Source organism: Pseudomonas sp. NPDC087336, assembly GCF_044744285.1.
In the GTDB taxonomy this organism is placed as follows: domain Bacteria; phylum Pseudomonadota; class Gammaproteobacteria; order Pseudomonadales; family Pseudomonadaceae; genus Aquipseudomonas.
This window is the reverse complement of the sequence record NZ_JBIUYA010000006.1, coordinates 133,740-155,978: the sequence shown is the minus strand read 5'-3', so window position 1 is coordinate 155,978 and position 22,239 is coordinate 133,740. Positions and strand designations below refer to the sequence as shown.

The following is a 22,239-nucleotide window of genomic DNA, read 5'->3' as shown; positions in this document are numbered from 1 at the left end:
CCACCGGCGTCGATCAGTCAGTGGCCGTCGTACCTTCGCTGACCGGCAAGAGCATGTGCTGGATACACGGCGCGAGCACCACCACCAGCGTCTGCTGATTTGCCGAGGCAAGCACCGGTACGCCGATGATTTGTCGCCCGGTCACCAGCCCCACGAGCATGGACAACGCCAAACCCGCCCGCAGGCGAACTTCCGGTCCAAGCGATTCGCTGCCTCCCGTCATTAACCTGGACTCAATGTAGTCGCGCAGATGATGACGCGCCTGTTCGTTAACCATCGCATTCCTGAGCATCGCCATGAGCGGCTCCGATTCCTCGGGAGCACCCTCCCAAGCCTGAAGAAAGGCACGAACGACGCGCTCTCCCAACTGGTCGTCCACGCCGCTGAAAACCGTACTCAATTTCTCCAGTGCCGACTCAGGCACGTTGATTACCGCCGCAAAGAGTTCGTCTTTGGAGCGAAAGAACTGCATCACCATGGATACGTCGACACCGGCATCGGCTGCAACGCGTCGCATCGTGGTCGCGGCAAAACCATCGCTGGCGAAACGGGTTCGTGCGGCATCAAGCACTGCCTGCCGACTGCTGCCTGAACCCGGACGGCGCCCAGGTTTGCTTTCTCGGGTTGCGGATATGGTTGATTGTTTTTTAGTCGTCATCGCGCCTGCTTACTCGATCAGAGTGTCCATTTACGGACTATAACAAAAAACTCAACACGTGTTGAGTTTATGATTTGAAGGTCCTACACTCGCCTCGCTGCCCTGAACAACAAGAACAAGATGCACGACCAGAGGACCTCTCCATGAGCGATACCCAACAGGCGTATCTTCCCGACCAACCGCTGTCGGCTGACAGCGTCGGGAAGGATTTCGGCAAACTGCAAACTGGCGTTTTTTCCGGGCCGATTGCCGGCCTCAAATATCAAACCCCTACCCTCAGCGGGTTGACAAACGATAAAGGCGAATTCCACTACCGCGAGGGCGAACGGATTGCGTTCCTGGTCGGAAACACTGCGGTGGGAACTGCCATCGGCGCACCGCATATCAACCTGGCAGAAATCGTCAGCCGCGTGGATGGCAACATCAACAAGTTGCTCGATGCGGGGCTGACGAACATTGCACGGTTCCTGTGCTCACTCGACCGGGATGGCAACCTGGACGGCGGCCTCAGTATCGATCCCGCCGTCCACGAAATCATCGGCAAACATCGCATCAATTTCCGCCACGACATTTCCTTTGCCGGCCTGGCGCTGAACCCCGTGCTCGAGTTTGAGCAAGATCCCATGATCGAAGCCCTGCTCGCCGAACTGTCGGCGGCTGACGCCTTCACCGATCGCACGCCACGTCAGCTATGCCATGCGGCGACTGCACGCAACGAAGTGCGCCGCAATATCCTGGGCATTCGGCGTTTTAAAGACGTGAAGATTCCACTGCTAAACGGTCTGTACGTGTACGCGGACGTTTTCCGTCCCGCCAGGGAAGGCAAGTTCCCGGTCATCATGAACTGCGGTCCCTACGGTCGGGCGTTCTATCATCATTCGGTCGCCGACGATGCCCAGTTTGCCGCTCATGAAGAGATGGAAGAACGCTATTTCCATGGCAATCCTGATGGGCAGGTGTTCGAGAACCACGAAACCGCCAACACCGTGGATTGGGTGCTGCACGACTACGTGCTGGTGCGGGTTGATGGCCCCGGCTCGGGCAAAAATCCGGGAACACTTGCGCCCTTTGGCATAGAGACCGCCGAGGCCTTTCGTGATGCGATTGATTGGGCGGGCGAGCAGTCCTGGTCCAACGGCAATGTCGGGCTGTGGGGGATGTCGTACTACGCCATGAGCCAACATGCTGCGGCCAGTCTTGAACCACGGCATCTGAAAGCAATGATCGCCATCGGCACCGACGTCGATCTTTACGACGAGGTGGCTTACACCGGCGGCATCCTCAACGAAGAGTTCTTCACCCATTGGTATCGGGCAGGCGTTCTGGCTGCCGTGTGCGGCGAACCCAATGCCGTCGACTTTATTGGGATGCTCAAAGAAGCCACTTTCAGGGACTCCGACACTACGGTCGCGTTCGGCCCCAGGTCCACGATTCTGATGAGTCCGGACATGAGCAAAGTGAAGATACCCCTCTGGGCCATCGCCTGCACAACCCACATGGCGCACTTTCATCAACTCGGCAGCAGTGAGGCGTACCTGGCTACAAACACGGCGTCGAAGAAGATCGACTTCTGGGAGGACTGGTTCACCAAACCTTACTCACGAACCGCCATCGCCGAGCACCGGGCGTTTTTCGACCATTGGTTGAAAGGTCGCGACAACGGCATCATGGACAAACCGCCGGTGCGCCTGGAGATTCGCAGCGGCAATGGCGCCTCCTATATCCAGGAGGAACATGAATGGCCCATCGCACGAACGAACTATCCCCAATGGTACTTCGACGCCACGCCATCGAACTGGCCAGGCGACGAATTTCGCGATGACTTCCTGCGTCTGTCGCTGACACCACCCGCCGTCGACGGCCAGGCGGATTATTCCGCAGAGATTCCGTTGGCGTTGCGCACGGGCATGCCGCCCTGCTTTCTGCCCGTCAAACCGCCATCGGTACTGGACATCTGGAGGACGGGCATCTCGTTCATCAGCGACCCGGTGAAAGAGGACATGGTGTTTGCCGGTTATGGCAAAGCCAGGCTATGGGTGTCGTCCACGAGCGAGGACATGGACATCTTCCTGAGCCTGCGAGTACTCGATGAGACCGGTCGCGAAGTCGACTACGCCGGCCCGACCACAATGGGCATGAACGTGCCCAACTACCCCCTCGCCAAGGGCTGGTTGAAGGTGTCGCATCGCAAAATCGATGCAGCGCGTTCGACCCATTACACGGTCAAGCACACGCACCTCAAAGCCGACCATGCACCGCTTAAGGGCGATGAAGTGGTGCCGGTTGAGATCGAGATCATTCCCAACACGGCGTTGATCCGCAAGGGATACCGCCTGCGCGTGGACATTCAGCCTTTCGATGGCGTCGATCACGGCCCCCGGCACGGCTATGACGCGGCCTGCCACGACGGTGCGCGCAACACGATCTACACGGGTCCGGATCGACCGGGTTTTATCCAGTTGCCCATTGTTCCGGCGAAGGGCTCGTAATACATCCTGCACTTGAACAACGCCGAATATTGATTCGATCGCCACATCGCGGACTCACTCACACGAAAGGCCGCGAGTCGAAAACTGCTGTCCAAAAACAATGAATACAGGAGATTGCCATGACTCTAGAAGAACTCGTCGCGCGTACCGAAATTCACGACGTGCTGCTGCGCTATTGCCGTGGTCTCGATCGCATTGACTTGTCACTGGTGCGGGGTGCCTTCCACAAAGACGCCTATATCCACTTTCCGGAAAGCCTTCATGTCGGCGGTGCCGAAGGATTCTTTCAGTTCCTGACCGCCGAAATGCCACGATTCAATCGCACTCAGCATTTCCTCGGTAACAGCCTGATTGAATTCGACGGCCCGGAGATCGCGTATGTCGAAACCTATCTGCAAGCTGATCATGCAGCGTCGGAGCGACATCACTGGAACGGCGATACAGTCAAGCTGTGGGCTCGGTACTTCGACCGGTTTGAACGTCGCGACGGTGTCTGGCTCATTGCCGAGCGCCGCCTGATGGTCGACTTGATGTACCGCTACCCTCAGGGCAACTGGTTCGACGATCATCCTGACGCTTCGGGCAGCCCGCGCGACGGGACTGATCGGGTGTTGCGCAAAGTGGCCGGTTTCACCGGCATCCCGATTGCACAAAAATCACTTGCGGACGCTTGATCGCAAACGCCAGAGGGGCACCGCTCCTCTGGCTCTGCTACCTGCCCTTACGCCGCAATGCCCTCCTCCCTGCAAACTAGCTTGCAACCCGCCTGTTCCCCGATTGAAAGGTGCTCAGCAGCCGAAGGTGTTCCTGGGTGACCTGCTGGATGGCGTGGATGGTTGCCTGCGCCATCGGACTTGGCATTGATCGTGATGGCTGCACCAGCAACAGTTCCAGCGTCAGGCCGGAGCCGGCAAACGGGTTGAGTTTGTAATCCCGTTCCGATGGATCTGCGTTGAAGTCGTGAACGAACAGCAGGCCGGGAAGAATGGCCATCCACTCGCTTTGCCGGATCAGGTCGAGCGTGGCCAGCACCGCATCGAGCTGGTAACTGGGGCCCGACCCCGAAGGCGCGCCCAGCGGCGAGCCAATCCACTGTGCAAACTCGCGACTGTCAGGGGCCAGCAGCTTGAGCCCCGCCAGTCTGTCGAGCTCAATCACCTCCCCATGTGCGAAGTCGCTGGTATGACTCTTTGACGACACCAGGAACGCAGGCGTGGCGGCAAACACCGACGTCACCAGATCCGGTGGCGGCTGCGAAATCGAAGGGATGATTGCAAAATCGAGCTCATTGGCCCGCACCCTGTCGATCAGCATATTGCTGGGGGCATCGATCACTGCGACAGAAGCGTTGGGATTCTGCGCCATCAGGCGCAAATAGGCCGGTGCAAGCTGATAAGTCGCCAGTGTCGGCGTCAGCCCAAATCTGACCTCGCCGCAGAGGCCGCTTTCGAATGTATCCAGTGCCGTCACAGACTTTGAATTGGCCGCCAGCACCTCCAGACAATGCTGGTAAAACAAGGTCCCCGCTTCTGTTGGCTCGACACTTTTCTGCCGGTCGAACAGCTGCACCCCCAGCAATTCTTCGATCTGTTTAACGTGTTGGGATATGCCCGACTGAGTGGCGAATTCACGTGTCGCCGCGGCGGTGAAGGACCGTGTCTCATACACCGCCACAAACATTTGCATTTCCCGCAGACCGGGCAGCGAATCACTCATGGCGTAGGGCGCTCGTTAAAGGCGGAGGACTGACTGAGGCCCGACAACGGCTCGCCATGAGCGATGCGAATCGGGATCGCATTGATCTCTTCGGTGGCCTCCCTCAACAACTCGATGAAGTTTTGGGCGGCCATGGACAAGGGCTTGCGCGCCGCCTCCACCAACAGCATGTCGTCCCAAAGAATGGGATCGGCTAACGGGTTTAGGGTGAAGCGCCGACGCCGCAAATCATCAGCGATGAAAAGCCCGGAAATGATGGCCGTCCAATGGCTGGAACGCACCAGATCCATCGCGCCCAACATGGATTCGAACCAGTTGAGCCGTTGCTCGACATGGACCTTGTGGTCGACCAGGTACTGCTCCAGCAGCGGCCGCCGACCGATGGGCAGTACCAAATGCAAATCCTTGATGTCGCTCAGGCGAACCGGTTCGCAATGGGGCAAGTCCGATTCGGGCGAGGACACCAGGAAAGCCGGCGTTCTTGTAAACAAAGAGGTGACCAGTCCGCAGCCTCCGCCGGCTTCGTAGGACATACGCTGCGTGACAGCGAAATCCAGCATGCCGTGCCGTACCGCGGTCGCCAAGACACTACCGGCCCCTTCCGTCAGGTGCACGGAAACGTTGGGATACGCCGCCTCGAAGGCCCTGAGCGCTCGACTAAATACCGAGCGGGTCATCGTTGGAATCATGCCTATGCGTAGCGTGCCTCCGGTCGGTTCCGCTCTGTGCCCCACCGCGTTGAATGCGCTCTCATGCAGGCGCAGCAGTTGCACGCACTGCTGGTAATAAGCATGCCCGGCCGGTGTAGGAATGACTGCGCGGTTACGGGCAAACAGCTGCACGCCCAATTGAGTTTCCAACTGTCGCACGTGCGCGGAGATGCCGGACTGCCCCAGCCCTTCGCGGCTGGCGGCAATAGTGAAGGAGCCTTCCTCGTACACCGCGACAAACATGCGGATGTGCATCAGCTTCGGGAGCATGGGGTGATTATTGCTCCAGCCGAGAGAGTTCGTAGATGATCATGCGCTGGCTTGTCTCTTATTCTTTTTGCTGCATGGATTAGAAAAATCGCACGAGGCTCGTACTCTATCCACATCGGGAATGGCTTGCCACTGTAGGAGCGAGCATGCTCGCAATGGGCGTTAACGATAACGCGGGCTGCCTGAATGATCGCGTTATCCGAACGTTTTTCGCGAGCAAGCTCGCTCCTACAAGGGGACAGTGACGACTATTTAACCGACTTTCATCATGCCGCCGTCGACGGCCAACAACTGACCGGTAACAAACTGCGCGTCATCACTGGTCAGAAACAAGATCGGTCCAACGATATCGTGCGGCACTGCCATTCTTTTGAACGCTTGCCGGTTCACTATCCCGTCCCGCACTGCATCGGGTAGATCGCGGGTTCCCGGGGTTGCGGTCAATGCGGGAGCGATGGCATTGACGGTGATGAAGTCCTTGCCCAGGTCATTGGCAAGCCCTCGCGTGAAACCAATGATGCCCATTTTCGTGGCTATGTAATGGCTGACGCCGACGGCGCTGGTGACGATCGATGTGGAAGAGATGTTTACAATCCGCCCCCACTGATGCTCACGCATCATCGGCACAAACACTTTCGAGCTCAAAAACAGGCTATCCAGATTGATTTCAAAGGTCCGTCGCCAGGTTTTGAAGTCCATTTCGTCGATATGCACATTGGGGTAGATGCCAGCGTTATTGACCAGAATATCGCAGCGACCGTATGCCTCCTTCACAAGCTTACCGGCAGTGTTCCAGTCTTCTTCTCGGCTGACGTCGCAGTGAATCGCGATGGCCTTGCCGCCGGCCTGCTCAACCAGATCGCGCGTTTGCGACAGGTCCGCAATGTCCAGCAGCGCCAGTGCCGCGCCACGCTGGGCGAGCTGAATCGCCAGTTCCTGTCCAATGCCCTTGGCGGCACCTGAAACGACTGCCACGCGATTTTTATGTGTTTGCAATGCTTCACCCATGGAGTTGAAGATTTTTCTCAGAGAGCGTTCTGCTGGAGATTTACCCCTGGATTCCAGATGATGCCGGACATTCGCAATCAGCCCCGCACTGATACTTACCGAGCGAATACCGTATGGCGCACCTCGCCCGCCGCGCGTCCCGACATCGGGAAGCGCGGCCATGACCTGGGGTCAGCCACCAAATCGCGGCTCAGGCAGACCTTTCACACCAAGACCATGAATGGCAAAGAGACTCCCGCGCATCACGTTGTCACCGGGATAGCGAGGCAAAGGAGGTTTGGCCATGGAAGTGACAAAAAGCGTGTCCAGGTCCGGGCCGCCGAAGTTGACGCTCGTGACTTTTTTGACCGGCATTTCGATCACGCGATCCAGGCTGCCGTCAGGCGCGAAGCGGCACAGCTTGCCGGCATAGACCTGGGCGTTCCAAAGGAACCCTTCGGCATCGACGGTTGAGCCATCGGTCGCTGTAGTGTCGGTGAAGCCTGCTTTGGTAAAGGTGCGCCGATTCGCGATGCCGCCGGTTTCAAGGTCGTAGTCATACGCCCAGATTTCACCGGAGAAGGTGTCCGAGAAATAGAACGTCGACCCGTCGGGGCTCCAGCACGGCCCGTTGGAGATCGCGAACCCCGCGTCGAGCGTGTGCACCGACAAATCAGGGTCGACACGAAACAATGTGCCGTCCGCGAAACCCTCGCGGGTATCCATGCTGCCAACAACGAAGCGCCCACGCGCATCCACCTTGCCGTCGTTCAAACGGTTGTGGGGTTTGTCGGGCTCTGGGTTGACGATCAGCTGCGTTTCACCCGTGTCGAAGTCGAGGAAGTGAAAGCCCGAGCCGAGCGCCACGATTGCCCCGCCATCACGACGCAACGCCATGGAGCCGATGGTGTCCGGCATCTCCCACGTACGAACCTCGCGACCGTCGGCGGTACAGCGAAATACGCGACCGCCGACCACGTCGATCCAGTACAAGCGCTGCTCCTGCACGTCCCATACAGGACCCTCACCGATGGTCGTCTTTACATCAATCAGAACATCGATCTGCATGTTATCTCCTGGATTCTATTGAACTGGGTTTGGGCGATCCGACGCTGAACCGCAAGTTTTAACCGAGCCTTGCTCAGGCTTTTGGCGGTTCGGCAATGGTGATGAAAACGCCGTAGGGGTCCTTGAAGCTGAACCAGGTCATCGTGAGGTTGCCGCCGGGCTTGCGGATGATGATGTCTTTGGGCTCGCAAACGACTTCAACGCCTTCATAGGCCCGAATCTTTTCGAAGGCTTCCCGGGTGTTCAAGACGAGAAGTGCCAAACGGGTAATACCCACCTGGTTCATCAAGTCATAAGGGCCATCACCGATGATGGTGGAAGGTTTGGTGTATTCAATCAGGTTGATTTCAGTGGCGTGCTGGGGATCTGCGCCTGCGGTCAAAATGTGGTGCGCATAAATACTGATTTCGTCTTCGGCAAACCCCAGCAGCGGCCCGTCCGCTTCGTCGGTCCTTGTTTCAAACGTGGAAACAAAGCCAAGCACGTCGCGATAAAACTTTAGGGCCTGATCGACGTCAGGGACGGTGATGCAAACATGGAGAAGTTTCTTAACTAATGCGCTCATTGCTATACGTCCTTTAATTAGACATTCCAGGCGTTGGTGAGGTTGTAACGCGTTGCCCATTGAACGTCGTAGACCTTATCGCCCCAGGTTTTGGTTTTATCGTCGCCGGCTTCAGCACGCGAGGCGCCATTCATCCAGGCTTCAAATTTGGCCTGATTCTCAAACTCATAAATAGTCAGATAGGTCGGGCAAGGTTGAGTGGTCGTGCCGACGTGATAGGTTTCTTCTGCCAGTTTGAAGCGGGTCACTTTCTTGACATTGTCACCCTTCAACAACATCGGTACATGCACGTCGTCGTACCAGGAATTGAACTTGTCTTCATCTTCGGCCGGGCAATTAATGCCAACCGTCCAGATAACCGTCTGATTGCTCATTGTTAAGTTTCCGATGTGAAAGTTGCTCTTATTAATAACAAGAGCAATGGAAATTCAGGCAAGCGAATCCGCAGACCACTCCCGTTCTAAAACTGGAAGTGGCCGAGATGTTGTTCTTGGTTCTTTACTTCTTGGCGATTGCTTCGAAGTATCTGACCTTGCCTTCTTCGCGATGACTGCGCAGCGTGTGGGTGGTCATGACCGGGTGCTGTTCATAAGCCGGCTCAGGAACGTTCGGGTTGCCTGTCCATGAAATCAGTCGGCAGACGCGATTACTGATACGCCAGCCCTTGTCGGTACGGACAAGGATATCGTCATACCAGCCGCGGCCAACCCAGTCAGGACCGCCCACTGCGGAGTCACGCGACAGCAACCAATCGCCATACGTCAGTGCGTACGCCGTGTCGCCATCCACGTGAACGCAGGAACCGGTCATGGTGTGCATGTGATTGGTCAGGGTTTCGTGGAAGTCCTTGAAGGCGAACTTCAGCGCACCTACTGACTTCCAGACAGCTCCTGCTGGCCCGAAGTCAGCGTGCGCGTCCTCGGTAAACACGTCGTCCAGCAAGTCCCAGGCGTGTGCGTCCAGCGCGACACCATAGAGGTTGATGACGTCAATGATTTCAGATTTGTCTTGAGTCACACTCATTTGAAACGCTCCGATTTGTCAGCGAAAAAACCGCATTCGTTACACAAACTTCTCACTGCTTGCAGTATTCAATCACTTCCAGGACGTTGTCGAAGGGGTCCTTAAACGTCAGGATCTTGAATTTTCCGCCGGTTGGGGCGATGACCACTTGCGGCTCGCATAGGAACACGATGTCGCCACGCGCCTTCAGCTTCTCATGAATGGCATCGGTGTCGTCCACACCAAACGCCATGCGGTTGATGCCAGCATGGTTCAGGGGCGCGGAAGCCGATTTATTCACGACTGTTTTAGGTTCGACGAACTCGATCAAGTCGATAACGGTCGCGTTCTCCTTGTCCTTACCGACGAGGTGATCGGCATGAATTTCGATAATCTGGTTGGGGAAGCCGAGGATTTCTCCAGGCGCCCTTTCGTGGCGCAGTTTGCCAATCGACTCAAGCCCAAGCACCCCGCAATAAAACTCAAGTGCAGCGTCAATATCTGCAACGGTAATGCATACGTGAAACAAGCGATTGATATAGCGATCCATGGTTTTTCCTTATTTTAGGTTGTGTGAAAACTTATATTGATATTTGTGTGAAACGGGCTTAGCCAACTGTTAACTACTTTGCGCAGGACGCTCTTTCACCAGTAGAAATGCCACCAAAGCCACCAGCCCTGGTGCAGCCATGCAAACCAAAATGATTGGAACACTGACGCCTGCGGCCAGCATGAAACCGGCTATTGCAGGCCCGATGATTGGCCCAACCCGGCCAATGGCGTAAATCACGCCCATCGCCGATGAACGAAAGCTCAATGGATAGAGCGACCCGACGTAGGGCAACAAAATGCAGGTGGCGCCCATTGCCGTGAATCCGGCGAAAAACATGCAGATCAATGCGCCAACCGGGTCCTGAATAACGCCAATCAGAGATATCGAAACAAACAGAACGGGCATGTAAATGGCGAACACTTTTTTGTAGCCCATCCTGCCCGACATCCAACCCGCCAACGGCGTAGAGATGAAGTTGCTGCAGGTGAATACAAGGATGAAAGAGATCCCGGTTGTCAGCGAATACCCGCGCTGAACCATTAATTGTGCAATCCAGGTTGTCAGGGTGACGGCGGTCATCATGATGCAAAGCATCCCGATCCCCAGAAACAGCGTGTTGCGCCCATAGCCGCCCTGGAACAGGCGCTTGAGAGGCACCTTCGCAGCAGGCAGCTCATTCAGGCTGTATTCGTCATCGCTGGCGGGAACAAACTGCGGTTCTGCCTTCACCAGAATCCTGCGAATGCTTTCGCTTTTGCCCTTCTTCACCAGAATTGACATCGATTCAGGCAACCACACCAAGGCGATGGGCACCAGAACGATGCAAGCGAAGGTTCCAAGCAAAATCGCTCGCCATCCGACGGTGGACAGAACCGCCATCGACAACAACGCCGATAACAGAACACCCACCGAGATGCCCGTATAGGACACGCTGGATACCATCGCTTTCCACTTGCCGGGCGTGTATTCGAATACCAGCGCCACAGCAATCGGAACGATGCCAGCCAGGCCGAAACCGGCGATGAAGCGGTAGATAGCGAAGTCGACGACTCCCTGAGCCAATCCGCAGGCCGCCGTGAACGTAATGAAGATCGTCATACCGATCAGCATCATACGCTTGCGGCCGAGGGCATCAGCTGCCACACCAAAGAGAATGGCGCCGCCCACCGCTCCGATGTGCCCAACGCTCGCCAGGATCCCCGCTTCGGCCGGGCCCATTTTCATATCGGCCATGATTGCCGGTAGCAGCGTACCGAAGAGCGCGCTGTCGATGCCGTCGAACACAATCGCAAGAAAGCAGATCACCGCAACTTGCAGACTGAACGCATTGAATCTGCCACCTTCGATAACTTGCGTGACATTGACTGGCGTGCGGCCCGTGATTGGCGCGCTGGTTAAAAGAGTCATGGCAGGCATCTCTCGTACGTCAGTTTTTCAGTTTGAGCCGCGGGAATGGGCACTGATGTTGCGGGCTGGGGAGCGGCATCGATCACTTCGACGATTGCCCCGACACGCGCTCCGGGCAGCAGAAAGCGCGCCAGGGCCGGGATCAGTACCAAGGCACCGAGCATGTTCCACAAGAACATGAAAGCCAGAAGCAGACCCATGTCAGCCTGGAACTTGATGCTGGAGAAATGCCACGTCGCGACCGCTGCTGCCAGGGTCACCCCGGTCAGCAGCACCACTCGGCCAGTGAACTGCAACGCGGTGGCGTAAGCCTGTTTCAAGGTGGCGCCGGCACGCATTTGCGCCAGGGTCACGCTCAACACGTACAGCGCGTAATCCACGCCTATGCCCACACCCAGCGCAATCACCGGCAGGGTCGCAACCTTCACGCCCATGCCCAGGATCACCATCAGCGCCTCGGCCAAAATGGACGTGAGCATCAACGGCAGCATGGCCACCAGCACTGCCCGCCAGGAACGGAAGGTGATGAAGCACAGCAGCGCCACCGCCCCGTAGACCATGAACAGCATCTGGTACCAGGCCTTGTGAACCACGATGTTGGTGGTGGCATCGATCCCCGCCGAGCCGGCGGCGAGCAAGAACGTCGCGTCCTTGTCGTTGTTTTTAACGGCGAAGCGCTCGACCAGGTCGACCACTTGCTGCAGCGTTTCTGCGCGGTGGTCACGCAGGTAGGCGTAGACCGTCAGCAAGTTGCATTCTTCGTTGTACAGTTCACGCGGCGCCCGGGCGGTGATGGTGTTGAGCATGTTCTGGTTGCTCGACAAGTCGTACCACAGCGGACTGCCCTCGTTCATCCCCACCATCAGGCGCCGTTGCAGCCGTGCAATCGACTGGGTGGATTCAACACCAGGCAGATCCATCAGTTCCCATTCGAGTTGGTCGACGCGGCGCAGCACACCGTAATTACTGCAATTGCCCTCGGGCGTCTTGACCATGATTGCAAACAGGTCATTGCTGGCGCCGTAGTTCTTCGTCAGGTAGCCCACGTCGCGGTTATAACGCGAGTCGGCTTGCAATTCCGGCGCCCCCGGATCGAGGTCACCGACCTTCAGTTGAGTGCCTACTGCAACACCCACCACCGCCAGAACCAGCGCCGTGACGATTGCAAGCAGTGCGCGTCGCCCCTCGGTGAAGCGCACCAGCCAGATAAAGAAGGCGCCGCTCTCCCCCGCTGCGGTGGACGATTCCCGGCGCACTGCCCTTTCGGCGGCTTTACGGCTTACACCCACATAACTCAAGAGCACGGGCAGCAGAATCAGGTTGGAAATCACCAGCACCAGCACGCCCAGGCTCGCGGCGGTGGCCAGCTCGCGGATGACCGGGATGTCGATCATCAGCAGCACCGCAAAGCCTACGGCGTCAGCCAGCAGTGCGGTCAGGCCGGCCAGGAACAGGCGCCTGAAGGTATAGCGGGCTGCGACATAGCGGTGTGTTCCGCGCCCGATGTCCTGCAGGATGCCGTTCATTTTCTGCGCGCCGTGGCTGATACCGATGGCGAAGATCAGGAAGGGCACCAGCATGGAATAGGGGTTGAGCGAGTACCCCAGCAGCGGCAGTAGGCCTAGCTGCCACAGCACGCCGGTCACCGAAGTTATCACCACCAGCGCGGTGCTGATGACGTCTCGGTTGTAAAGGAACACCATCGCTGCACAGATGATCAGTGCAATGAAGAAGAACCCGATCACCTCTTGCATGCCATCCATGAGGTCGCCGGACAGCTTGGCAAAACCGGTGATGTAAATGGCCACGTCATCACTGCTGTACTTGGCGCGCAGCTCTTCCAACTGTTTGGACAGGGCCGCATAGTCCAGCGGCTTGCCGGAAGCATCATGCTCCAGCAACGGCACCTGGATGACGGTGGAGCCGCCGTTGACCGCTACCAATTGGCCGATTTCGCCCGAGCGTTGCACGTTCATGCGCAGCTCTTCGATCTTGGCGGGCGAGCCGTCATAGTGCGCAGGGATCACCTGACCACCGTCCAGGCCATCCTCGGTCACGGCAGTCCAGCGCACGTTTGGCGTCCACAGCGACTTCATGAACGCCCGATCCACACCCGGCAGCATGAACACCGCGTCGTTGATCTGACGCAGCGTCTCCAGATAGCTCGCGTTGTAGATGTCGCCCTTGCGTGCTTGCACCGCGATCCGCACCGAGTTGCCCAGGCCGGTGAGTTCTTTCTTGTGTTCCAGATAGTTGGTGATGTACGGATGGCCGGTCGGAATCGTCTTTTCGAAGCTGGCATTGAGCTTCAGGCTCAACGCGCTGTAGCCGAGCATGATCGTGACCAACACGCACAGCAGCAGCACCAGGATGCGGTGGTTGAAAACGGCGCGTTCGAGCCTGGAGCCCGAGCGCGGATCAAAGTCTTCGAGCCGGCAAGCTGCGGTCTCGGTGGATGTCACAGTGGTCATATTGTTGGACTCATCGTCTGGCGCTTCGCGCAATCGCGGGAATGGGTGTCATCAGCCAAGCCGGGCAACCCCGCCCATGCTGGTGGCAACGAGACCACCGTCTGCGGCTTCGACCAGCGAGGTCAAAGGTTCGCGTCGCGGGAGTTGCTGTTCAGCGAAGTGGGCACCGTCGTCACGGCTTGCGAGGACCCGCCCGCCCTGCGCCAGCAGCATTACCCGGCCATCGCGCAATTCGGCACAAGACAGAATCGTCAAGGGCGCCGACAACTCGATCGCAGTAACGGTCGTGCTGCCAGGATCAATGCGGCAAGCAGCACCCAAAAGACCGGCGAACACAAATCCACCCTTGCGCGTGGCAGTAGCGGCGAACAAGGTTCGCTCCGAAGGAGCCGCCAGTGATTCGAAGCTGGCGCCATCGTCGCGGCTGAGCATCATCACGCCCTGCTCTCCGGCGACCACCCAGGTCTTGTCATGGTGGGCAACCGCATACAGATGCAGGCTCATGGGATTGGGCAGGCGGTTGCGGCAAGGCGTCCATGTCTTGCCACCGTCGTCAGTGCGGGCCGCCAGGCCGAACGCACCCACCACCATTCCGCGTCGAGCGTCGGCAAAGCAGATTGATAACAAGGGCTTGTCAGCGCCGTCATCCACCAGGCGCTGGGCGTCCTGGATGCTGCGATCACGATCGGCGTTGGTGTCAGGCAAGCCCAGCGCCTGGGCCAGTGATGCCTTGGCGAGCGCCACTCCATCGGTCTGAATGGACCAGCTTTCGCCGCCGTCTGAGGTATGCAAAACAACACCACTGTGGCCAGCGATCCAACCCTGACGGGCGTCGGCAAAGCTCACCGAGGTCAGGGTCACACTGACCGGTACACGGGCCTGGCGCCATTGGCGCCCGCCGTCGTCAGACAGCACGACCAGGCCGCGCTCTCCCACCGCCACCAGCCGGTCACCGGCCAGAACCACACGGGTCAGCACGCCGCGTGCTGCCCGAGGGGTCATCGTGGCAGGCTCACGCAGCGGCCCGGGCATGGCTGCCGAGGCAAACGCTGCTACGGTGGATGCCATGGTGGGGGCCAGCAACGCCTGCAGACCCAGGCCCATCCCCACCAGCAACAGCCGCCGACGCGACCCGTCGAAGCCTTCATTGTTATTGTTATTCATACCGGTTATCTCATCAGGTTCATCGTTAAAGCGAGATGCAGTTCTAACGCACGCCCTCTCCGGCCAGGGATTCGGGGGTGAAGATCCGGTCCGGCAACGACGCCTTGAGGTCGACTTGTTTGTCACGGGGGAAGTAGGCAGACGCGAAGTAGCCACCGCCGATCAGGTCGTAGGACATGTAGCCTGCGACGATGGTGCCCGGCGCCCCCGGGAACACGGTCGGCAGGTTGTAGGTCACCTTCCAGAGTTGCCCCTGGGCGTCCCAACGCTCGCCTGCAACAGCGATCCAGGTGTCTTCATCGAGGTACACACGCAGGCGAGGAATCACATGACGCTGGCCTTGCTTGAGTGTTCCTTCCACCACCCATACCCGATGCTGCTCGAAGCGCACCAGCTCAGGGTTGACGGTTTTTGCCGTCATGAGCTGGTCGAGCGATGTCGCTTGGTGGTAACTGTTGGTGTTGTACGGCACGTACATTTCTTTCTTGCCCACCAGCTTCCAGTCGTAGCGACCGATGGACGATGAGTACACCTCGACTTCGTCGAAGTTGAGGATGCCGCCCGCCACCGGGCTCGGCACATCGCAGCAAGTCAGTGGCAGACGGCGAACACGTCGCTGGCCGGTCAGGTACACCCAGGTTTTGGACTCGATGTCATTGATGTTCACGCGCTGCAGCAGAATCTCTCCGGCGCGGATCGGTGGACCGGACGTGTCTACACGGCGCACCACAATGTTGGAGCCGGCGGCTTGCCATTTTTCCAGGTTGCTGTTCGGGTCGTAGTACGGGAACGAGCTCTTGGCCACGTTCTGCGACACCGGGATGACCTTGCCTTCAGGGGTAACGCGCGCCAGGCTGGGCGTCGTTTGGTAGCCAGGGCTCGTCCATCTCAGCAGATGGTTCCAGATGGCCTCTTCGCCAGTCTTCGGGATCGGGAACGGGATGCCACCGAACGTGCCCTTGGGGAAAGGGCCGAGTTCGCCACTGGGGTCCATCGTCGCCCGGGTGGCGTTCGCCAGGGTGTTGTCATAGACGTATTGCGGCGCCGCTGCGGTGCGCCGGGTCTGGAATACCTGAACCTTGAACTCCGGGAACCGTTTCAACAGGCCCAGCGTGCCTTCGGTCAGCTTGTCTTTGTACTGCTCTGCGTTCTGCCCCGTGATGGTGAGCAGGGGCTTGTCCTTGGCAAACAGATCCGGAATCGCCGCCGAGCTGTACGACGCATCGAGCGGGTAGCCGCCCTCCCACGCTGGAATGCTTCCATCCTTGTTGCCGGCACGCTCTGCGCCCAGCGGGGTCAGTGTGGTCTTGAGTTTGGCCGCTTCATCAGCCGAAACAGCGGCCTGAACAGTCGGCGCCACCAATGCGGCGCACGCGAGGGCAAGCAAAGTCATGCGAGTGAACGTAGTCATTATTGTTTTCCCTTAGAAGGTGCGACGCAGCGACACGGAGACGAAGTCCCGATCTTTGAGGGTCTGGTCGAAGGTGTACGTGCCGTTGACGGTGGGATCGACAGACGCATACGTGGCGGTGTTTTCCGCGCCGTAGTAGTGCGTGTACGCCAGCGAGAAGTCCCACACGGTCAGGTAGTTGCCCGCCAGGGTGAAGGTCATGTCCCCGCCATCGTTGGGCCCCATCAGCACCACGGGTGACTTGCCGTGGTTGTAGCCAATGGTGAAGGAAGGCGTAAGGTCCAGACCGTCCAGCACGTTGCGCTGCGGTATCGCATACAAGCCACGCACCGCTGCCGCGCGACGATCCAGGCCTGGGTCCATGGCGCTGCAGTTGCTGGAGCAACTGGTCAGCTGGTTGTAGGCCACTTCCATGCTGAAGGAAGGCTCGTCGGACATGAAGTTGCGCGGCATCGTCCAGATCATCGACACGTTGGCATGGGCCGAATTGCCGATGGCGTAGAACGCGTGGTTGTTGTTGTCGGCGACTTTATTTCCAACTTCCACAGGCAGGCTGGTCAGCGGCGTGTCGCGACGCACAGAGAGTTCACCGGCGAAGTTGACGGTGTCCACGGTCGTGGTAGCGCTGATACCGAACGCCTTGATGTCCTCCGGATATACCCACTGGTATATCCCGAACCCGGCACCTACGACGGGAGTCCGCCCTGCTCGTGAGTAAAGCACTGGCGTCTTGGCGTGGTAGCGAATCGCATAGGCGCCAAATTCCCAGTTGCCCAATTGAGAGCGAACGCCAAGACCGTACTGGCCGTGATCGCTTGCCTTGATATCTTCACCGCGCGACAAGCCAACGCCAGGTACGCCGGGTGCAAATCGAATGCGCTCGCCACCGTCGCCGATGAAATCGTTCACCGAGAAGTAGCTGCCGGCCGCGGGCAGGCGCGTAGCTTCCCAGTCGTATTGGTAGTAACCAATCAGGGTCAGCGCCGGCGAAAACTGGATCTGCCCCGAGAACTGGCCGACCGGCCTGATGATTTCTTTAGTGGTCGACCCTGGCACCGAGGACGCCTTGACCGCATCCACCGGCGACTGGGTTCCGGCAATGGCATTGGAACCAAAGAACAGGCTCTCGCCCCAGAGCACCGTATGCTGACCCAGGCGGCCGCTCACACGGGCTGTGCCGACATCCGTGCCGCCAAAAACGAAGGCGTCCAGAAACTCAGCCTTGCGGCCGTGCAGATCGCGGGTGTCATCGGTGAATTCGTTGTACGGCACCGACAGCGAGTTGTTGGTCGCCGGCGAGTCGTTGTCATTCTTGTGGTTGTAGACGTCGTCATACCAGGCCGCACCGCTCACGCGCAGGCCGTAATCATCGCGAAAGACCAGGTCCATCTCGGACAGCAAATCGAGTCGATTGGAGATCAACCTGCCGCTCTTGAAGTTACGGTCGCCGTCGTCGCCGTTAAGCGCCGCAGGGCCAGCTCCGCTGGTTGGGGTGGCGGGAGCGAACTTGGTGAGCGTGTCATCCGGGTTTTTTACACGGATAGCGGAGGAGTATTTGACCGTGTTATCCCAGCGTAGCTTGAAGTCGGGATTACCAAGATCGATTGGCGCAGCCAATGAAGAGCCAGCCGCCATCAGACTTGTGGCAACTACTACGGATCTAAGGCTTTGGCGGTACAAATCATCTTGGGATACTGCAAATTTTATTTTTATTATTTGCATCATTGCTACCTAGAGAGATTGTGTGACTTATGAACTCCGGTTGCTGATCTGCAAGGTCGCGTGAACATCGGCCAGCCACCCGCGCCACAAGAAATACTTCCCATGATGTTTGTGAATCTGGCGTCTATTCATGCGCGAGCGGATCGTCGTGCAGGCAACACAGAGTCGTGGTTTGAAAGATGGTTTTCTTATCTTCAGCCCTGACTGTGTTTCTGTGTTGGACCGAGTATATGCAGCCCCCTTTTGGCGTGAACAATGATAAAACCCGCTACACCGCAGTCAGATTTTTGATGGTCAAGCCAGGGCTTGGGTAATCGGGGTGGTTAAGAAAAAGCACACCTCTGCCGCGCCAGAATTGGCGGGCATTTACCTATTTGATTCGTCGTACCAGGAGGGCTATTTCAGGGCCAAGAGGCCGGACGTGGAGTCTTTGTAGAAGCAAGCTTGCTCGCGAAAATCGTCCGGACAAAAGGGGTATCCAGACAGAACGCGTTATCGTTGGCGACCATCGCGAGCAAGCTCGCTCCTACAGGGGATTGGTGATTCAGTGGGAGGACAGGTGCATCGCCATCTTGTCGAACAGCAGTTTTACCCGCGTCAGTTCCAGTCGCGCAGTCGGCACCATGATTTTCACCCAGCGTTCCACCAGCGAAAACTGCTCCAGCACAGGAACAAGTTCCCCGGCTTGCAGAGCATCGGCAACGATCGGCAATGCCAGTTGAACAATACCGTGACCACCGCGGGCGGCGGCGCACAAATAGCCTTCGTCGTTGGTGATGAGAACAGGATGCACGTCTACTTCTATGCGCCCCTCAGGCGAGTTGAACCCCCAGATGGAACCGGCGATAGAAAACGTCAGACAAGGGTGATGGACCAGGTCGCGTGGATGCAGCAACGCATCATATTGGGAGAGATAGGCCGGGGCTGCACAGAGAAGGCGCGGAAAGGGACGGATAACCTGTTCGACCACGTCCGAATAGGTCATTTGATCCATCCCCACCGAGATATCAAACCCCTCCTCCGCCGGATTGCCACCCCTGTCGGACGCAATGATTTCCAGTTGAACGAGCGGGTTCTCAGCCCGGTAGGTGGTGAACAGATCACCAAGGCCCTGCCGAATGAGCACGGCTGGGGCCTTGATTCGAATCGGCCCTTCGATTCGGCCAGGGCTCAAAATCGCGCCGCTGGCCATGTCGTTGTAAGACCGTAGCAGTTGCCGTGCGTGGGTCACGTAGCTATGCCCGGTATCGGTCAACGTCAACCGCCTTGTAGAGCGGTCGAACAGCGTTGTTTTGAAGTCCCATTCGAGTTCGTCGACCCGCTTCATGATCACCGAGGGCGACGTGTATAACGTGCGCGCAGCCGCCGAAAAGTTACCGCTGTCGGCGGTCACGACGAAGGCCTTCAGCTTCAACAGCATGTCCATGGTGCAGCGCTCAAAATTAGGAGTTGAGTTCAGACTCAACGGCGCGGCGAATGTCGACCTTCGACCACAAGCGGTCGTGGTGTGCCTGACAACCCGGACCCAGCGAGCCGATTCCATTGAGCACAGACCAGTGTTCAAGGTAGAAGAGCGCAAAATCCGCGATGGACATTTTCTCGAACAGCCAGTCTTTGCCATTGATCTGTCGTTCAGCCCGGTCAAGCCCGGCCTGGAATATCTTCAGCCCCTGTGCTTTTACGGCCGCATGGTCTGATTCGCTCGGCGCGAACTTCTCGGGTCGGCGAGCCCGAGTGTAGCCTTGCATGTGAACGGTAGATACCAAATATTCGGTCATTTCCAGCACGCGAATTTCGCCTTCGATATCGGTCGGGATCAGCTCTCTTTCAGGATTGCTGCGGGCGAGATAGAGCGCGATCACCGGGAACTCTGTGAGCAGCGATCCGTCATCGCGAATCAGCGCGGGAACTTTGCCCTTGGGATTGATCTGCGTGTAAGCCTCAAATTCCGGCGTCCCCGGACGAGCAGCCTTCTCGATCTCGAATGGCTGGCCAATTTCAGCAAGCAAGGCATGGATGCCGATCTGACAGGCACCCGGCAAAAAATACAGCTTCATAAAACGCTCCATAAGTGAGGGAATGGGGGGGTTAAACGATGAACGTCTCCAGGACGCCAATACCTTCCACGCCCGCCTCCACCCGGTCCCCAGGCTTGAGATACCACTGCTGCGGATCAGGCTTGTGGTGCAAGGCAACACCTTCAGGCGTACCCGTGCTGATCAGGTCGCCGGGAACCAGGCCGAAACGCGACCAGAACGCGACCATTTCCGCAAAACCAAAGATCAGGTCGCGGCAATCGGAGTGCTGGCGCAGTTCGCCGTTGACCTTCAGCCACAGCACCAGGCCAGTGGGATCCGGCACGTCGTCTGCGGTGAGGATGTAGGGGCCGAGCGGGCCGAAGCCAGGGAAGTTCTTGCCCAGCATGATCATGCCGTTCTGCATTTCGCGAAGCTGCCATTCCCGGGCCGACAGGTCGTTGAAAATGGTGTAGCCGAAGATGGCGCTCGCAGGGTCGATGTCGCTGCGCGCATCAATTGCCTTACCCAGCACCAGCGCGATCTCGACTTCGTAGTCGAAATCAAGCACGTCGTCGGGCCGCTTCACCTGACTCTTGTGCGGAACGAGCGTGCGCCCCAGCTTGACGAAGCCCGTCGGAAAGTCGCTGTGCAGCTTGCTGGCGTTACCTGCATCGCCCTTCATCGACTCCAGCTTGTGCCGCCCGAAGTTGCGGCCAGCACAAAACATGGACTTCTCTGGCACAGGCGTCAGCCACGCCACGGAGTTCGGGTCATCCATCCAGACGGGGTCCTGGCGATCCGCTGCCCACGTGAGCAACTCGCGCGCGGCCTCCATCGCCGGTGCTCCGCCCTCGATCAGGCCCATCACCGACGTTGGCGCACCCGATGTTGATGTGCTTGACCCGCCGCGAACAGCAGCAGCCTTGGCAACATCAACGAGCATTTCACGGCCCGACACGGAGGTGACGATTCCGAGTCGCTCAGGCCCTGCGGCAGATTGGTAGCGTGCGATTTTCATGCGTCAAGCCTGGCCAGCAGGTGTTTGAGCAATTGCACTTCGCTCGGGTCCAGAAGGCCTTGCACATCGGCCTCGCTCGACTTGCGTATCGCGATCAGTTCCAGGACCGAGCGGCGACCTTCAGGGGTCAACCTGACAGTAATTTGCCCATCGCCGGAATCGACCTCGTGAAGCAACCCCTGCACGATCAGCTTCTGAACAATGGTCGCGGAAATCCCCTGGCCGCGGACCTTCTCGCTGCGCGCCACGATCTCTGGCATGCACAGCCCGTCCTCACGGCCAATGATGCTCAGCACGGCATATTCCTCTGCCGTCCATTGGTGGGATTCGAGCTTCTCGATAACGGTCTTCCGGGTGCGGAAGTAGGCATTCGAAACCTGGTACAGCAAATCATCGGCTGAGAGGTTGCTGAACTCATCGGCCGACGCAACGGACTGCTTGGGCAGCAACATGCCGTACCGCCCGCCGTGGAAAACGAGTGGTTTCTGTGCCGAATGGCTGAAATCGACAATCTCGCCGACGAAGATCACGTGATCCCCGCCCTCGTATTGATAAGCCAGCTTGCAGGCGAAACGGGCCATGCAGTTCGGCAACATCGGGATGCCGTCCGGACCGCGATCCACTGCAAGCCCCTCGAACCGGTCGATGCCCTTGCTCGCAAAGCGCCCCGACAGCGCCTCCTGATCGGCAGACAGGATATGCACGGCGAAATGCCCGCTGTTGCGGAATGCATCCATGTTCAAGGATGTCCGCGCCAGGCTCCAGAGCACCATCGGCGGGTCCAGCGACACCGAGGAAAAGCTGTTCGCGGTCAGACCGATATCCACGCCGCCCGGGCCCGCCGTGGTGACAATCGTCACGCCAGTGGCGAACGAACCGAACGCGTCTCGCAGAGCGCGGCCATCGAAACGTGGGCCTGATACGGCAAGGTCTGTCTGGGTTGCTGTCTGTGTCGTCATTCTGAATATCTCCAATCTCTCGATCGATACCACCGCGCTGCACAAGGGCCG

General features: G+C 58.3%; 20 protein-coding genes. 2 read left to right on the top strand and 18 right to left on the bottom strand.

From position 1 onward, the window contains the following. Positions 1-13 precede the first annotated feature (13 nt). Complete coding sequence (locus ACIO0C_RS08210; RefSeq protein ID WP_401310114.1) at positions 14-658, bottom strand: TetR family transcriptional regulator; 645 nt, start codon at positions 656-658, stop codon at positions 14-16. Positions 659-801: 143 nt separating this feature from the next. On the opposite strand from ACIO0C_RS08210, the gene ACIO0C_RS08205 reads away from it, so the two are divergent. After that, the gene (locus ACIO0C_RS08205; protein ID WP_401310111.1) at positions 802-3,147 is read left to right on the top strand and encodes a CocE/NonD family hydrolase; all 2,346 of its coding nucleotides are present in this window, start codon (positions 802-804) and stop codon (positions 3,145-3,147) included. A gap of 119 nt (positions 3,148-3,266) precedes the next feature. Further along, complete coding sequence (locus ACIO0C_RS08200) at positions 3,267-3,821, top strand: nuclear transport factor 2 family protein (protein WP_401310108.1); 555 nt, start codon at positions 3,267-3,269, stop codon at positions 3,819-3,821. A gap of 76 nt (positions 3,822-3,897) precedes the next feature. On the opposite strand, the gene ACIO0C_RS08195 is transcribed toward ACIO0C_RS08200, so the two are convergent. The 17 genes from ACIO0C_RS08195 to ACIO0C_RS08115 all read right to left on the bottom strand — a co-directional run bounded on the left by ACIO0C_RS08195 (position 3,898) and on the right by ACIO0C_RS08115 (position 22,188). After that, complete coding sequence (locus ACIO0C_RS08195) at positions 3,898-4,863, bottom strand: LysR family transcriptional regulator (protein ID WP_401310105.1); 966 nt, start codon at positions 4,861-4,863, stop codon at positions 3,898-3,900. Then, positions 4,860-5,843 carry a LysR family transcriptional regulator gene (locus ACIO0C_RS08190; RefSeq protein WP_401310102.1) on the bottom strand — a complete coding sequence of 328 codons (984 nt, stop codon included), beginning with the start codon at positions 5,841-5,843 and terminating at the stop codon, positions 4,860-4,862. The genes ACIO0C_RS08195 and ACIO0C_RS08190 overlap by 4 nt, the downstream gene beginning before the upstream one ends. 252 nt (positions 5,844-6,095) lie before the next feature. Then, the gene (locus ACIO0C_RS08185) at positions 6,096-7,013 is read right to left on the bottom strand and encodes an SDR family NAD(P)-dependent oxidoreductase (RefSeq protein WP_401310099.1); all 918 of its coding nucleotides are present in this window, start codon (positions 7,011-7,013) and stop codon (positions 6,096-6,098) included. A gap of 9 nt (positions 7,014-7,022) precedes the next feature. Beyond that, positions 7,023-7,898 carry an SMP-30/gluconolactonase/LRE family protein gene (locus ACIO0C_RS08180; RefSeq protein ID WP_401310096.1) on the bottom strand — a complete coding sequence of 292 codons (876 nt, stop codon included), beginning with the start codon at positions 7,896-7,898 and terminating at the stop codon, positions 7,023-7,025. Positions 7,899-7,971: 73 nt separating this feature from the next. Continuing rightward, entirely contained in the window at positions 7,972-8,463 is a 492-nt protein-coding gene (locus ACIO0C_RS08175; RefSeq protein ID WP_339554507.1) for a VOC family protein, read from the bottom strand. A 17-nt stretch (positions 8,464-8,480) separates the two neighbouring features. Then, positions 8,481-8,837, bottom strand: coding sequence for a DUF4286 family protein (locus tag ACIO0C_RS08170; protein WP_401310093.1), 357 nt, complete (start codon positions 8,835-8,837; stop codon positions 8,481-8,483). A 124-nt stretch (positions 8,838-8,961) separates the two neighbouring features. Next, positions 8,962-9,486: a nuclear transport factor 2 family protein gene (locus ACIO0C_RS08165; RefSeq protein ID WP_401310090.1), complete on the bottom strand. Its 525-nt coding sequence runs from the start codon at positions 9,484-9,486 to the stop codon at positions 8,962-8,964. Between the two features lie 52 nt (positions 9,487-9,538). Beyond that, positions 9,539-10,015 (bottom strand): VOC family protein, encoded by a 477-nt coding sequence (locus ACIO0C_RS08160; protein ID WP_339554504.1) that lies wholly within the window; start codon positions 10,013-10,015, stop codon positions 9,539-9,541. A gap of 69 nt (positions 10,016-10,084) precedes the next feature. Further along, positions 10,085-11,425, bottom strand: coding sequence for an MFS transporter (locus tag ACIO0C_RS08155; RefSeq protein WP_401310086.1), 1,341 nt, complete (start codon positions 11,423-11,425; stop codon positions 10,085-10,087). Continuing rightward, entirely contained in the window at positions 11,422-13,896 is a 2,475-nt protein-coding gene (locus ACIO0C_RS08150) for an RND family transporter (RefSeq protein ID WP_401310083.1), read from the bottom strand. The genes ACIO0C_RS08155 and ACIO0C_RS08150 overlap by 4 nt, the downstream gene beginning before the upstream one ends. A gap of 51 nt (positions 13,897-13,947) precedes the next feature. Further along, positions 13,948-15,060 carry a WD40/YVTN/BNR-like repeat-containing protein gene (locus ACIO0C_RS08145; protein WP_401310080.1) on the bottom strand — a complete coding sequence of 371 codons (1,113 nt, stop codon included), beginning with the start codon at positions 15,058-15,060 and terminating at the stop codon, positions 13,948-13,950. Positions 15,061-15,103: 43 nt separating this feature from the next. Beyond that, positions 15,104-16,471, bottom strand: a complete 1,368-nt coding sequence (locus tag ACIO0C_RS08140; protein WP_401310077.1) for a DUF1329 domain-containing protein — start codon at positions 16,469-16,471, stop codon at positions 15,104-15,106. Positions 16,472-16,483: 12 nt separating this feature from the next. Continuing rightward, the gene (locus ACIO0C_RS08135; protein WP_401310074.1) at positions 16,484-18,193 is read right to left on the bottom strand and encodes a DUF1302 domain-containing protein; all 1,710 of its coding nucleotides are present in this window, start codon (positions 18,191-18,193) and stop codon (positions 16,484-16,486) included. Between the two features lie 544 nt (positions 18,194-18,737). Continuing rightward, a complete protein-coding gene (locus ACIO0C_RS08130) occupies positions 18,738-19,619 on the bottom strand; it encodes a LysR family transcriptional regulator (RefSeq protein WP_401310071.1) in 882 nt (293 codons plus the stop codon). 16 nt (positions 19,620-19,635) lie between these two features. Further along, the gene (locus ACIO0C_RS08125; RefSeq protein ID WP_401310068.1) at positions 19,636-20,250 is read right to left on the bottom strand and encodes a glutathione S-transferase family protein; all 615 of its coding nucleotides are present in this window, start codon (positions 20,248-20,250) and stop codon (positions 19,636-19,638) included. A gap of 31 nt (positions 20,251-20,281) precedes the next feature. Then, positions 20,282-21,229 (bottom strand): fumarylacetoacetate hydrolase family protein, encoded by a 948-nt coding sequence (locus ACIO0C_RS08120; RefSeq protein ID WP_401310065.1) that lies wholly within the window; start codon positions 21,227-21,229, stop codon positions 20,282-20,284. Continuing rightward, the gene (locus ACIO0C_RS08115) at positions 21,226-22,188 is read right to left on the bottom strand and encodes a flavin reductase (protein WP_401310063.1); all 963 of its coding nucleotides are present in this window, start codon (positions 22,186-22,188) and stop codon (positions 21,226-21,228) included. The genes ACIO0C_RS08120 and ACIO0C_RS08115 overlap by 4 nt, the downstream gene beginning before the upstream one ends. Between the last annotated feature and the right edge of the window lie 51 nt (positions 22,189-22,239).

Bases quoted from the DNA above. Each gene is read 5' to 3' on its own strand.
- ACIO0C_RS08210 (WP_401310114.1), bottom strand. From the start codon at position 658: ATGACGACTAAAAAACAATCAACCATATCCGCAACCCGAGAAAGCAAA.
- ACIO0C_RS08205 (WP_401310111.1), top strand. From the start codon at position 802: ATGAGCGATACCCAACAGGCGTATCTTCCCGACCAACCGCTGTCGGCT.
- ACIO0C_RS08200 (WP_401310108.1), top strand. From the start codon at position 3,267: ATGACTCTAGAAGAACTCGTCGCGCGTACCGAAATTCACGACGTGCTG.
- ACIO0C_RS08195 (WP_401310105.1), bottom strand. From the start codon at position 4,863: ATGAGTGATTCGCTGCCCGGTCTGCGGGAAATGCAAATGTTTGTGGCG.
- ACIO0C_RS08190 (WP_401310102.1), bottom strand. From the start codon at position 5,843: ATGCTCCCGAAGCTGATGCACATCCGCATGTTTGTCGCGGTGTACGAG.
- ACIO0C_RS08185 (WP_401310099.1), bottom strand. From the start codon at position 7,013: ATGGCCGCGCTTCCCGATGTCGGGACGCGCGGCGGGCGAGGTGCGCCA.
- ACIO0C_RS08180 (WP_401310096.1), bottom strand. From the start codon at position 7,898: ATGCAGATCGATGTTCTGATTGATGTAAAGACGACCATCGGTGAGGGT.
- ACIO0C_RS08175 (WP_339554507.1), bottom strand. From the start codon at position 8,463: ATGAGCGCATTAGTTAAGAAACTTCTCCATGTTTGCATCACCGTCCCT.
- ACIO0C_RS08170 (WP_401310093.1), bottom strand. From the start codon at position 8,837: ATGAGCAATCAGACGGTTATCTGGACGGTTGGCATTAATTGCCCGGCC.
- ACIO0C_RS08165 (WP_401310090.1), bottom strand. From the start codon at position 9,486: ATGAGTGTGACTCAAGACAAATCTGAAATCATTGACGTCATCAACCTC.
- ACIO0C_RS08160 (WP_339554504.1), bottom strand. From the start codon at position 10,015: ATGGATCGCTATATCAATCGCTTGTTTCACGTATGCATTACCGTTGCA.
- ACIO0C_RS08155 (WP_401310086.1), bottom strand. From the start codon at position 11,425: ATGACTCTTTTAACCAGCGCGCCAATCACGGGCCGCACGCCAGTCAAT.
- ACIO0C_RS08150 (WP_401310083.1), bottom strand. From the start codon at position 13,896: ATGACCACTGTGACATCCACCGAGACCGCAGCTTGCCGGCTCGAAGAC.
- ACIO0C_RS08145 (WP_401310080.1), bottom strand. From the start codon at position 15,060: ATGAATAACAATAACAATGAAGGCTTCGACGGGTCGCGTCGGCGGCTG.
- ACIO0C_RS08140 (WP_401310077.1), bottom strand. From the start codon at position 16,471: ATGACTACGTTCACTCGCATGACTTTGCTTGCCCTCGCGTGCGCCGCA.
- ACIO0C_RS08135 (WP_401310074.1), bottom strand. From the start codon at position 18,193: ATGCAAATAATAAAAATAAAATTTGCAGTATCCCAAGATGATTTGTAC.
- ACIO0C_RS08130 (WP_401310071.1), bottom strand. From the start codon at position 19,619: ATGGACATGCTGTTGAAGCTGAAGGCCTTCGTCGTGACCGCCGACAGC.
- ACIO0C_RS08125 (WP_401310068.1), bottom strand. From the start codon at position 20,250: ATGAAGCTGTATTTTTTGCCGGGTGCCTGTCAGATCGGCATCCATGCC.
- ACIO0C_RS08120 (WP_401310065.1), bottom strand. From the start codon at position 21,229: ATGAAAATCGCACGCTACCAATCTGCCGCAGGGCCTGAGCGACTCGGA.
- ACIO0C_RS08115 (WP_401310063.1), bottom strand. From the start codon at position 22,188: ATGACGACACAGACAGCAACCCAGACAGACCTTGCCGTATCAGGCCCA.